The sequence below is a fragment of the Arthrobacter sp. 2762 genome (assembly GCF_040548745.1).
Classification (GTDB): domain Bacteria; phylum Actinomycetota; class Actinomycetes; order Actinomycetales; family Micrococcaceae; genus Arthrobacter.
This window is the reverse complement of record NZ_JBEPSI010000005.1, coordinates 138,170-150,118: the sequence shown is the minus strand read 5'-3', so window position 1 is coordinate 150,118 and position 11,949 is coordinate 138,170. Positions and strand designations below refer to the sequence as shown.

General features: G+C 62.0%; 11 protein-coding genes. 10 read left to right on the top strand and 1 reads right to left on the bottom strand.

Features of this window, described 5'->3' with window-relative positions; translation table 11 throughout:
* Positions 1 to 16 precede the first annotated feature (16 nt).
* From ABIE18_RS11130 to ABIE18_RS11090, 9 genes are all read left to right on the top strand, one after another.
* On the top strand, positions 17 to 1,156 hold the full coding sequence (locus ABIE18_RS11130; RefSeq protein ID WP_499722817.1) for a thiolase family protein: 1,140 nt from the start codon (positions 17 to 19) through the stop codon (positions 1,154 to 1,156).
* Positions 1,153 to 1,470 (top strand): zinc ribbon domain-containing protein, encoded by a 318-nt coding sequence (locus ABIE18_RS11125; protein ID WP_499722815.1) that lies wholly within the window; start codon positions 1,153 to 1,155, stop codon positions 1,468 to 1,470. Before ABIE18_RS11130 ends, ABIE18_RS11125 begins: the two co-directional genes overlap by 4 nt.
* Positions 1,467 to 3,065: an ATP-dependent acyl-CoA ligase gene (locus ABIE18_RS11120; protein WP_499722814.1), complete on the top strand. Its 1,599-nt coding sequence runs from the start codon at positions 1,467 to 1,469 to the stop codon at positions 3,063 to 3,065. Before ABIE18_RS11125 ends, ABIE18_RS11120 begins: the two co-directional genes overlap by 4 nt.
* A gap of 60 nt (positions 3,066 to 3,125) precedes the next feature.
* Positions 3,126 to 4,100: a LysR substrate-binding domain-containing protein gene (locus tag ABIE18_RS11115; protein WP_499722812.1), complete on the top strand. Its 975-nt coding sequence runs from the start codon at positions 3,126 to 3,128 to the stop codon at positions 4,098 to 4,100.
* Positions 4,101 to 4,244: 144 nt separating this feature from the next.
* Positions 4,245 to 4,436 carry a hypothetical protein gene (locus tag ABIE18_RS11110; RefSeq protein ID WP_499722810.1) on the top strand — a complete coding sequence of 64 codons (192 nt, stop codon included), beginning with the start codon at positions 4,245 to 4,247 and terminating at the stop codon, positions 4,434 to 4,436.
* A 160-nt stretch (positions 4,437 to 4,596) separates the two neighbouring features.
* Positions 4,597 to 5,112, top strand: a complete 516-nt coding sequence (locus ABIE18_RS11105) for a flavin reductase family protein (RefSeq protein WP_499722808.1) — start codon at positions 4,597 to 4,599, stop codon at positions 5,110 to 5,112.
* A 69-nt stretch (positions 5,113 to 5,181) separates the two neighbouring features.
* Positions 5,182 to 6,282 (top strand): LLM class flavin-dependent oxidoreductase, encoded by a 1,101-nt coding sequence (locus tag ABIE18_RS11100; protein ID WP_499722807.1) that lies wholly within the window; start codon positions 5,182 to 5,184, stop codon positions 6,280 to 6,282.
* 101 nt (positions 6,283 to 6,383) lie between these two features.
* Positions 6,384 to 7,445 (top strand): AraC family transcriptional regulator, encoded by a 1,062-nt coding sequence (locus ABIE18_RS11095; protein ID WP_499722806.1) that lies wholly within the window; start codon positions 6,384 to 6,386, stop codon positions 7,443 to 7,445.
* A 109-nt stretch (positions 7,446 to 7,554) separates the two neighbouring features.
* The gene (locus ABIE18_RS11090) at positions 7,555 to 9,714 is read left to right on the top strand and encodes an amylo-alpha-1,6-glucosidase (protein ID WP_499722804.1); all 2,160 of its coding nucleotides are present in this window, start codon (positions 7,555 to 7,557) and stop codon (positions 9,712 to 9,714) included.
* 28 nt (positions 9,715 to 9,742) lie between these two features.
* Here the strand turns inward: ABIE18_RS11090 and ABIE18_RS11085 are convergent, their stop codons facing one another.
* Positions 9,743 to 10,753, bottom strand: a complete 1,011-nt coding sequence (locus tag ABIE18_RS11085; protein WP_499722802.1) for an AraC family transcriptional regulator — start codon at positions 10,751 to 10,753, stop codon at positions 9,743 to 9,745.
* A 327-nt stretch (positions 10,754 to 11,080) separates the two neighbouring features.
* Here ABIE18_RS11085 and ABIE18_RS11080 point away from each other — a divergent pair, with 327 nt between their 5' ends.
* Positions 11,081 to 11,875 carry an SDR family oxidoreductase gene (locus tag ABIE18_RS11080; RefSeq protein WP_499722801.1) on the top strand — a complete coding sequence of 265 codons (795 nt, stop codon included), beginning with the start codon at positions 11,081 to 11,083 and terminating at the stop codon, positions 11,873 to 11,875.
* Positions 11,876 to 11,949 lie beyond the last annotated feature (74 nt).

Genomic DNA, 11,949 nt, shown 5'->3' with positions numbered 1-11,949 from the left:
TTTAGAAAGGATGGCCATGACGGTCTCCATCATCGGGACTGGACAGTCCCCCTACACCCGGCACCCTTCACCAGGGACAACGACGTCCCAGGTTATTGCCCGGGCTGTGAGCAAGGCATTGCATGATGCTGGCCTCCAAACCAGTGACGTGGATGGGTTTGCGGTATCCAGCTTCACGCTCGCACCCGATCACGCCATCGATCTGGCCTGGCGCATGGGCCTTCGACTCTCCTGGCTGATGCAGGACACGAACGGGGGCGCCAGCGCAGGCGGGATGCTCCAGCATGCCGTCCGTGCCATTGAAGCAGGCGACGCGAACGTCATCGTCCTGGCCGCAGGCGACCTCATGGACCAGGCCGCGTTCTCCCGTCTTGTTGCCAGTTACAACAAGGCGACTGAAGACCATCTGGCACCCCTGCCGATGAATGGACCGAATGCACTCTTTGCGATGCTCACCTCCCGCCAGATGGAGCACCTCGGACTCTGCCGTGAAGATTACGGCCGCATCGCCGTGGCGCAGCGCCAATGGGCCATGGATAACCCAGCTGCTGTCTACCGCAAATCGCTGAGCATGGACGAATACCTTAACGCCCCGATGGTTGCCACCCCCTTGGGCCGGTACGACTGTGTACCTCCCGTTACGGGGGCGGACGCCGTTGTCCTCGTGGCAGATCGGAGCAAGGGAACTCCCCGCGCCAAAGTGCTTTCCATAAAGGCCTCGTACAACTCCGACCAACAGTCCGACGACGGCTTGGCAACGGGCCTGCAAGCCTGCGCCGCCAACGGCTGGGAGCAGGCCGGGATCGGTCCCAGCGACATAGGCCTCGCCTGCGTGTATGACGACTACCCGGCCATGGTGGTGGCGCAATTGGCGGATCTGGGCATTCTTTCAAACCAGGACAACCCGGCCGACTTCATCGAACACCGAATTGCCACGCGCCTGTTGCCGGTCAACACCTCCGGAGGCCAGCTTTCGGCTGGGCAGGCTGGGGCTGCGGGCGGAATGCATGGACTTGTTGAAGCCGCCGCCCAGCTGATGGGGCGGGCTGGGGCCCGCCAGGTCACGGCACGCCACGCAGTCGTGAGCGGTTACGGGATGGTCCTTTACCGTTACGGGGCCTGCGCCACGATGTCGGTGCTGGAGGCAGCCCAATGAGCGCCGCCATCCAAGCCTGCCTTGGATGCGGGAGCCTCCTCTTTCCGGCCCGTCTCATCTGTCCACGCTGCGGACAGGATGACTTTTCGACGGTCCAGGCCGAGCAGGCAGACGTCCAGCAGACAACGCAACTGGCCGACGGCACGCTTCTGGCCACGTTGACCATCCCGAACGGGCCTCATGTCATTGCCCGCGTGACCGGCGGCACCACAGTGCCGGGTGAAAGCCTGCCGCTCACCAACAACCCAAACGCCGGCCCCGGCGTCCACGCCTTCATCCCTGTCCGCTCAAACGTAAATGAGAATCAGCCATGAACCCTCAGGTGACAGACCCAAACCTCCGTCCCTTGACCATCCCGGAAATGCTCCTTGAACGAGCCAGGAAAGCTCCTGCAGCGCCGCTGTTCCGCTGCGGTAAAATTCGCCGGGACAGCCGGATGATGGCCGACGCCGCCGCCCGAGCCGGCGGGTTGTTGCGCAGTGCCGGGATCGAGGCTGGTCAAACAGTGGCCCTGATGTCCTCCAACAGGACAGAGCTGCTGGACTTCATCCTGGGCTGCGCATGGATCGGCGCCGTCGCTGTCCCCGTGAACACGGCGAGCAGGGGCGAACAGTTGCGGCACGTCCTGACCAACTCCCGGCCGGCACTGATGGTAGCTGAAGCTGAACTGTTGCCACATATCGCCGCAGTTGGTCCCATACCGGACCTACAGAAGGTGTGGGTACTTGATGGTCCGACGGCGGACATCACCACCGCTTTTGAGGTTATGCCGGTCCCTGAACCCGTTCCCGGAGTGGAACCAGTGGAAACAGGACCGGCAGACACGGCTGCCATCCTCTACACCTCCGGCACCACCGGGGTATCCAAGGGTGTGCTGTGCCCTCAAGGGCAGTTCTATTGGTGGGCTGAGAATATGTCAGACCAGCTGGGTCTGAGGCCCGATGACGTGCTCTACACCTGTTTGCCGCTGTTTCACACGAACGCCCTCAATGCCTTCATGCAGGCCGTCGCTTGCGGAGGCGAGTACGTACTCGGCCCACGGTTTTCGGCCTCGCGGTTCTGGGCAGATGCCTCCTCGGCGGGAGCGACGGTGACATACCTTCTCGGCGCCATGGTCGGAATACTCGCTGGCAAGGAGCCGGGACCGGCTGATCGGAACCACCACATTCGCCTGGCCCTCTCCCCGGCCACACCTGCCCGGCTGGTCGAACCGTTCCAGGAGCGGTTCGGAGTGCTCCTCCTGGATGGTTACGGCTCCACTGAGACGAACTCGGTGATCGGGTCCACGCCCCTTCAGTGGCGCCCAGGGTACGTTGGCCGGGTGCGGCCCGGATTCTCCATACGTGTTGTGGACGCCCACGGAGTGCCCGTTCCCAACGGACAGCCGGGTGAGTTGCTCATCCGCAGTGACCAGCCCCATGCAATGGCCACCGGATATCATGCCATGCCTGAAGCGACAACGAAGGCGTGGCAGGATCTCTGGTTCCATTCCGGGGACAGGGTTGTCCTGGAAGAGGACGGGTGGGTCCGGTTTGTTGACCGGATCAAGGATGTCATCCGGCGCCGCGGGGAGAACATCTCCTCAGTGGAGGTTGAGCAGGTTCTGCGGCAGCATCCCGCCGTCCAGGAGGCTGCCGTGTACGCAGTGGATTCCGAACTTGGTGAAGATGAGGTGATGGCCGCACTGGTCCTCTGTGAGCCTGTGGATTTTGCCGAGTTGTGCCAGTTCTGTGTTCCCCGGCTCGCTTCCTTCGCTATCCCCCGCTTCCTGCGGGTGGTGGATGAACTGCCCCAGACCGAGAACGGCAAAGTGCGCAAGCAGGTGCTCAAAGCCGCTGGCAGGGAGGCAGCACAGTGGGACAGGGATGTCGCCTCCCCGCGCCGGGCGGCTGCTGTTGCTGCCCGCTGATTGATCACGGCCCGCTGTCGGTGCAGCAGCCCGCAGGAGGAGGACCCGTAGGATGAAGACATGGACCTGCGGGCGCTGCTGACAACCCACGTAAAGCTGCGCCACCTTGTTATTGTGCTCACCGTCGCGGAGCAAGGCAGCCTTGTCCGGGCCGCCGAAGAACTCTATCTGACACAGCCGGCGTTGAGCAGGGCTTTACGGGAAGCCGAGCATGCCATTGGCGCGCCTCTTTTCGAGAGAACAGCGCGTGGGATGGTGCCTACGCTGGCCGGGGAGGCATGCCTTGAGCATGCAAAGGCGATCGTCGGCCACCTCAGCACCCTGCGGCGACGGGTGGAGGAACTGGCCGATCCGGCGTCGGGCCTTGTCAAGGTGGGCGCGCATGTCACAGGGGCCAATCTCCTGTTGCCGCGGGCCGTCGCCCGGCTCACCGCCGAAAAGCCACGGGTGGAAGTTCGACTGCGCGAAGCACCTCCCGAAACGCTGATCCACGAACTGGGTAACGGTGACCTGGACCTGTTGGTAGGCCGGGTGACCGACCATCCCAGTACCGCCCGGCTGCGGCTCGTCCCGCTGTATCGGGAGGACTTTCGCATCGTCGCCGCTGCGTGGCACCCCGCCCATGCCATGCCCGAAGTCTCCCTGCAGGACCTGGCAGATTACCGATGGGTGGTACCACTTGCCAACACGCCCCTTCGGGATGAGCTCGAACAGAACTTCCGGAATGCTGGACTGGCCCCGCCTGCACAACAGGTCGAATCCGGTGCTCCGGCCACCGTGCGTACGCTCGTGGTGGAGGCCGGGTTCCTGGCCCTCATGCCGGAGTCCATGGCCTTGGCTGAACCCGATGTAAAGATTGTCAGCCTTCATCTGAATGGGCTGGCTCAACAAGTGGGCCTGTTGCTCCATCCGGATAGGCCATTGGCCCCCAGTGCAGCACTCTTGGCAGAAAAGCTCAGGGAAGTCGGAAACGACATGGCGCGCGAACTTGCCGAACGGTCCCTGCCTTCGACCGAGGCCCCCAGAGAAGGCTGAGCGAAGGCCAGCGGCAAACCCCTTGTGTATTGTCAACAATTGACGATATTGTTGTTGCATTCGTCTGCGAAAGGCAGCCACCATGCGACAACGCCGTCGTGTATCGCCCTGGAAGCTATCCAAGCCGGGGAAAGTTCTGACGCCATGCTGAGCTTGAGCGTCATCATCGCCGCGGCACTGGTGACCAGCTTCAGTGCAGTCTCCCCCATGCCACGGTCCACGCCAGGAGGGCTGCCGCGTTCCAAGGACGGCTTCCTCTTGCAGCTCGGCGCGGGAATCCTCGCGCTGGCGTCCGTCGTGCTTGCCGTCAACATCCAGCTGGGCGCGTTCCCGTGACAGGAGCGCCGCCTCGTACTTTCCCCGGCTGGATTGGGGGTTGGGACGCGGCGCTGGTTGGCGCAAAACGGCCATAAGTCAGCGAAGAACGGATAGTCCAGTCAGCCTGCGGTCCGCAGAATTGTGGAACGTTCGCAACACTGACTGGAGGTGGCACACGATGTTGACTGACAGCATCCAACAGCAACCGTTTGTAGCAAAAGACTTCGAACCCTCTGTGGTTCCGCCGGACCTGAGGTCCGTCATGCGGCATTGGCCCTCCGGCGTCAGCGTCGTGACAACCGCAGCGGGCAGCCGACGGGCCGGCATGGTCATGAACAGCTTCGCCTCCGTCTCCCTGGATCCGGCTCTTGTCTCCTGGTGTGTGGACAAAGCATCGTCCAGCTTTGAGATCTGGATGGCGACAGATAACTTCTCCATCCACGTTTTGGGGAAGGATCTCGGGCACTACGTCCCCCGCTTCGCCCAGCGCGGCAGCGACAAGTTTGAAGGCCTCACCCCCCTTGTGGGATCTACCGGCGCGCCCGCATTGCCGGACGTAGGGCTGCGACTCGACTGCCGGCTATGGGCCCGCTATGAGGGCGGAGACCACATGATTCTGGTCGGCCAAGTGGAGCACATAACGCAACCGGAGTCGTTCGATCCTCTGCTCTTTCAGCACTCGCGGAAACCGTAGAACCAAGCCTGACGGTTCGTCTATATCACCAACACTTTCATTGGACCAGAAAGAGGAATCATGCATCCCATGAACAGAAAAGACCACTTCAAGCTCGGACTATTCTCGGCAAATTGCTCCGGCGGATTGGCCGTCACAAAGATTCCCGAAAGGTGGGGCGCTACGTGGGAGGAAAACCTTCGGATGGCCCGCACGGCCGATGAGGCAGGAATTGATTTCCTGCTGCCCATTGCGAGATGGATCGGTTACAAGGGCGACACGAATTTTCATGGTTCAGTACTCGAGCCCATCCCATGGGCCGCCGCGCTCCTGGCCGCCACCGAAAGGATTTCTGTCTTTTCAACGGTTCACACAGCGTTCAACCATCCACTGGTGACGGCGAAGCAGATCGCCACCCTTGATGCGATCGGTGGTGGCCGCGCTGGACTGAATATCGTGGCCGGTTGGAATCAACCCGAGTACGAAACCATGGGCGTAGATATGGCGGAGGCCCACGATGATCGCTACGGTTTCGCGCAGGAGTGGTGGGACGTGGTGCGCCAAGCATGGCAAGAGGAAGAGATCTTTGATTTCGACGGGAAGTTCTTCTCGCTCAAGCATGTTGAGGCGTCGCCGAAGCCCACCGGTGGAAAGGTTCCCATTCTTAATGCGGGTTCGTCCAGGCAAGGCAGGAATTTCGCTGGAAGGAATTCGGATTTCGTCTTTACCGTGGTCGGCGGACCCGAGGACGGGGCGGAAATTGTCCGCACCGTGAAAAGCCAGGCGATGGCGAAGTACCAGCGTGAGGTTGGTGTTCTGACCCTCAGCCATGTGGTGTGTAGGCCGAGCCATCAGGAGGCAACGGACTACTTGGCGTATTACGCCGAAGAGAATGCTGATTGGGGTGCGGTGGATTACCTGATGAACCTCCAGGGACTGCACGCAGAGTCCTTCACCAAGGACATGTTGGGGACCATGCGGTCGCGTTTTGCCGCGGGCCATGGCTCCTGCCCGCTCGTTGGCACACCTGATGAAGTGGCCACAGAAATTGCCCGTTTCGCCAAGGCCGGTTTTGACGGGATGACACTTGCCTTTGTCGACTACGCCGGCGAGCTTGAGTACTTCGTCCAGGAGGTACTCCCGCGCCTGGAGAAGCTGGGAGTTCGCGAATCGGCACTTGCCAATGTATAGAAGCAATGACTATCGTCAAGGACACTCTATATATCGTTCGGATGGTAGAGGAGCTCCGGGCGGGACCGGCATCAAGATCCCCGTCAGGGAAAGGTCACTACATGGACTCAACTGGGGCGGTCGACGCTGTTTCAGATCAGTTGTCTGCGGATAGACCCCTTGAAGCACATGCTCTAACCCGCAGCACCTCGGCAGCGGTTGTCCGGGACTCCGTCAACAGCCTGACGTCGGATGAGCATCTGCTGGTTCCGCATCAGGGACGCGGAATCGACGGGACGGTCAACGGCTTGGTGGCTGGCGCCATCAGCCTGGTTTTTGTCTCGTACGGTACGGGTGTCACCATTGTCAGTCCACCCTCGGGCCGTAGGGCGCTGCTCGTCATCCCGCTGGGTCCGATGCTCGTGGAATCCTGCGGCAACCAGTGGGTGGCGAACACTCCGTTCGCTTTGAGCTCCCATCATCAGACCAAGATGGTTCCGGATCCACTGCGCGGAGCCTTGGTTGGCGGCGTCGACGCCGATGTGCTGGAAAGCTATCTGGCTGCCACGGCCAGCCGGGTGCTGGTCAAGCCCATTTCCCTTGCCAGCGACGTTCCCTTGCAGCTCAGCAATCCAAACATGGTGTCGCAAACCTGGTTGGAAGCCTGCCGCCAGCTGGACCAAGGCCTCCCGGGAGAATCTGTCACGTGGCTTGAGAATATCCTTCTTGCCACAATGTCCGCCGGGCTTGCTCCTTTTTTGGAGCCGGCTTTCGCCCCCTTGCCTGGCAACAAGGGGGCTCCGGCGTACGTTGAGTCCGCCTGCAATTACCTGGAGCAGAACCTGGGAGCAAACATCCGGATTGACGATGTCGCCTCTGCCGTCGGTATCAGCACAAGGCAGCTGCATAATGCCTTCCAGGCACACGTCGGCCAGAGTCCCGCGCACGTCCTGCGCGATATGAGGTTGGCGCGTGCACGCCGGATTTTAGAGGGACAGGCCGGTCCAGCCGCGGCCACGGTCGCCGAAGCAGCCTTCGACGCCGGGTTCTCACACCTTGGGCGGTTTGCCGCGTACTACAGCGAAAAGTACAAGGAATCTCCGTCCGCTACGCTCCAAAGATTGCGGGGGCGTCCGCTGGCAGCTACGGCCTCCCGGTCAAGTGAGCAGGTGAGGGCCACCTGACGCTGCCCCGGCTAAAAGTGGCCCCGGTGACAAGGGGCTCTGGCAAGCTTTACGGGACCGGCGTAGATTCAGATCACGTGACAGGCGGTGCACTTCAAAGGAGCCTGCTGTGGCCGGATGGAATGCAGACAACGCGGCGGGTCCTGTGGGGCAAGGTGCCATAACTCTCGTGGAAGGATCCGCGTTCTGCATCTCATTGCAGAACGGGGACATCTTTCCCCATCACCCTCATGGAGTCTTCCATGAGGACACCAGGATCCTCTCGCGCTGGTCCCTCAACGTGAATGGCCAGCCTGTGGAGCCCCTGGGTGCGTGGACGCCGTCGCCATATCAGGGAATGTACGTCGGCAGGGCGGTGGGCACCGACGGCAGGGCGGACAGCCCGTTGACGGTAGAGCGCCGGCGCGAAGTCGGCGTGGGGATGTTTGAGGACATCACCATCCAGAACCATGCACCCCAGCCGGCCTCGTGCGACGTCGAGTTGTTTGTGGACACGGACTTCGCAGATCTGTTCGAGGTCAAAGAAGGTCGGTTTCACCGGCAATGGGAACATACCCGGCGCTATGGGGACGGGTCCGTCATCATGGAGGCCGCCTGGGAGGGTGCGCGGAAGGGCGTGATCATTCGAGCGGCCGGTGGTGAGGCGGGGGCGGAAGGCCTCGTTTTCCACCTTTCGATTCCGGCGCATGGAGAGTGGAGAGTCCGGGTAACCGCCGACCCCATGCCGGATTCCGGCGCTCCCGCCCAGCCGCCTGTCCACACAGCGGCCTCAGAGACTGTCTCACCGCAGTTCCAGCGGCAACAGTCCTGGGACGCCACCATCCCTCCCGTACGAATAGGCAACAGGTCCCTTGAGCGAACCGTCTATCGCAGTTACGCCGATATCGGTGCTTTACGCATCGTTGACCCGCTGCATCCCGATCGGATGGTCGTCGCGGCCGGGGCGCCCTGGTTCATGGCACTCTTCGGCCGGGATTCCCTGCTGGCCTCCTTCATGGTCATGCCCATCAACGCGCCGCTGGCCTTGGGGACGCTCCAAACCCTGGCCGAGCGGCAAGGAATGGTGGTTGACCCCCTGACCGAGGAACAGCCCGGCCGCATCCTGCACGAGGTGAGGCTCGGCGTCGGGACAGGTTTGGCACTGGGTGGAAAGTCGGCCTATTACGGCACCGCCGATGCCACTCCCCTGTTCGTGGCCCTGCTCGGTGAAGTGAGCCGGTGGGGCCTGGCCACTGAGGACATCGCCGCTTTGGTACCGCACGCGGACCGCGCTTTGGACTGGATCCGGGATTTTGGCGACCGCGACGGCGACGGGTTCGTCGAGTACGAACGCCTCAACGATCAGGGCCTGATCAACCAGGGGTGGAAGGATTCCTGGGACGGCATCAACTTCGCTGACGGACGCTTGGCTGAAACGCCAATCGCGTTGTGCGAGGTGCAGGGCTACGTTTACAGCGCCTACACCGCCCGTGCGTGGATGGCCCACGACGCCGGCGACCGCGCCCTGGCAGCCGAACTACGGGAACGTGCAGAGCTCCTCAAGAGACGGTTCAACGAACAATTCTGGCTGCCCGAACGCGGGTACTATGCCATTGCGCTTGACCGGGACAAACGGCCGGTGGATGCTTGTGCCTCCAACATGGGCCATTGCCTGTGGACCGGGATCGTGGACGACGACAAGGCCCGGCAGGTGGCTGACCGGCTGATGTCCCCGGAGATGTTCAGCGGCTGGGGCGTACGCACCCTGGCCACGGACATGGGTGCCTACAACCCGGTCAGTTATCACAACGGCTCCGTGTGGCCGCACGATAATGCACTGATTGTCGCTGGGCTGCTGCGCTATGGATTTGTTGAGGAAGCCCAGCGGCTTGCTTCAGCCTTGATGGAGGCTGCCGAGCATACCGACCATAGGTTGCCTGAATTGTTTTGCGGTTACAGCCGCTCGGACTACCCCCAGCCGCTGCCCTATCCCACGGCATGTTCACCCCAGGCCTGGGCAGCGACCACTCCAATCATGTTGATCCGCAGCCTCTTGCGTTACGACGCGCATCTGTCCTTGGGTGGGCTCTGGATCGACCCTGTGCTGCCGGCATCTTGGGGAGATTTCAACGCTACGAATGTGGACATGGGTGGGTCCCGCTTCTCCTTCAAGGTCTCAGGCTCCCGGGTGGAAGTGGAGGACCTTCCCGAGGGAATTGTGCTCCACCGCGGCATGCGCCCTTCGCTGGCTGACGTTGACCAACTGGACAGACTGCGCCCGAGCGAATAGCGGTTAGCCGGGATATCGGATAGCGAGGCTAGCGGCGAAGGCTGTCTGATGGCAGCTCGCCGAACGTGTCAAGGTAGAGGGCAGAGAAGCGCCCTTGATGGGAGAAACCGCAGCGCTCAGCGATCGAAACGATGGTTTCCTGTCCGGGGGCAGCAGCAAGAAGCAGTTCCCGGGCCCGGTCCAGGCGCACCCTTCTCAACAACTCCGACGGCGTTGCCCCCACTTCGGCGCGAAGAGCCAGTTGCAGGGTACGCACCGAGACTCCCAGGTTCTCTGCGATGTCCGGAACCGCCAGCTCCTCAGAGGCATGCCGTTCCAGCAGTTCCCGGAATTGCCGTATCAACCGGCTTTCGGAAGCCGGACTGGAGTGGTCAGCCTCCGTGACAGGATTCATTGCCAGGAGCAGCCGGGAAACCATCGTCTCCGCGAGAAGCTTTTGGACGAAGCCTGGGGCTGTTCTTTGCTGCTGGTTGATCATGTCGTCATGGAGTTCGACGACAGACCTCAGGAATGCCCGGCCGGCAGAGCCGGTGAGGTCCATCGCGTAGCCGAGCTTCACGCTCTTCTCCGGATCGCCGCCGTGCAGGTCATTACCGCCCGGATCCTCGCTATAAAGTTGCGCCGCTACGGAAGCAAGGGCGAGACGGCTCACGTAGACAATCAAATGCGGGGTTCCGCGATTCCACGTCATGGTGAATGGGCGGTCGATTGGCGGAACTGTGGCGGTTTTGGGGCTGGACTCCACCGAGGATGAGCCCACTTCCATGTGTGCGTGGCCCGCGAGGGGAATCTGGATCAGATGGAAGTTCTCCAGGCCTTCCGGACTGATCCGGACGTCGGCGCCATAGTCCAGGAATTCGATGCCAATATCACCGCGGTGCAGCGAACGCAGCTTCATGTCCACCGAGGTCCCCCGGGTCTGCGGAACGAGATCGTGACCGCAGAACAAATCGGCGATCTTCTGGTGCGCTTCGTCCACGTCGGTCGTGGTCACTGTCGGGAGGCCCCTGAGGACATCACGGGGAAGGATCCTCACCATTGCGCGTTCCTTCCCCGGTTTTCGTTTTTCGGATGAGCCCTGCGCCAAGCGGATAGACCCGATTTTCGCCTGTGAATAGAGTCGCTCTTAGAACAAGTATGACGCACGTCATAGAAACGCAGCAACGAAACCGACGGAAGGGTGAGCAGAGATGAAGAACGTCAAGCTGGTGCATGACCGCCGAATCGAGTGGAAACGGACTCATCCGAAGCCCGCATCCAGGCCCACCGTCAAGTAGGCAGTGAAGCAGCCACTCCGTCGGCAACGACGAGCGTTACGCATACACAAGACTTCCCACCCCATGGATTCACTATGAAAGGTTTGGCCATGTCAGCACTCTCGGGCAGGACCGCAGTCGTCACAGGCGGCGTCACCAAGATCGGCCAAGGCGTCGCCATGGCGTTGAGGGATGCCGGTGCCACCGTTGTGGTCGCCGATATCGACGCCGACGGCGGCGCCCAGCTCCACACGTTGGGAAGCGACATCGGCTTTTCACTCACTGACATCACAGATGACGCAGCCGTAGCGCGACTCATGGACGATACGGCAGCCACGCACGGAGGCATCGACATCCTCGTCAACCTGGCCTGCACTTACAAGGACGACGGTGCAGCTTCGGACAGGAACGATTGGCTGCAGGCACTGAACGTCAACGTGGTGAGCGCCGTCATGGCAAGCAAGGCGGCGCGCCCGTACCTGAAGGCATCCCGGCACGGAGCCATCATCAACTTCACCTCGATTTCGAGTTCCGTTGCCCAGACAGGCCGCTGGCTCTACCCCGCGGGCAAGGCCGCCCTGGTCCAGCTGACCCGGAGCATGGCAGTGGATCTCGCCGACGACGGCATCCGTGTCAATTCGGTCAGCCCTGGATGGGTGTGGAGCAACATCATGGACACCCTGTCCGGCGGCGACATTGATAAAACGGACTCGGTGGCAGCCCCGTTCCACGCCCTGAAGCGGGTGGGACGGCCAGAGGAGATCGGAGCCGTGGTCGCCTTCCTCGCCAGCGACGCCGCCAGCTTCGTGACAGGAGCTGACTGGGCCGTCGACGGCGGCTACTCCGCTTTGGGGCCGGAGCGCGCCGAAGAAGCCATCCCACTACTCGCCGCCGAAAAGAGGTGACGACACATGAATGACATCAGACTCGTACACATCGGTCTTCCCGGCTGGGAACAAACCCATCCCGAGCCAACGCC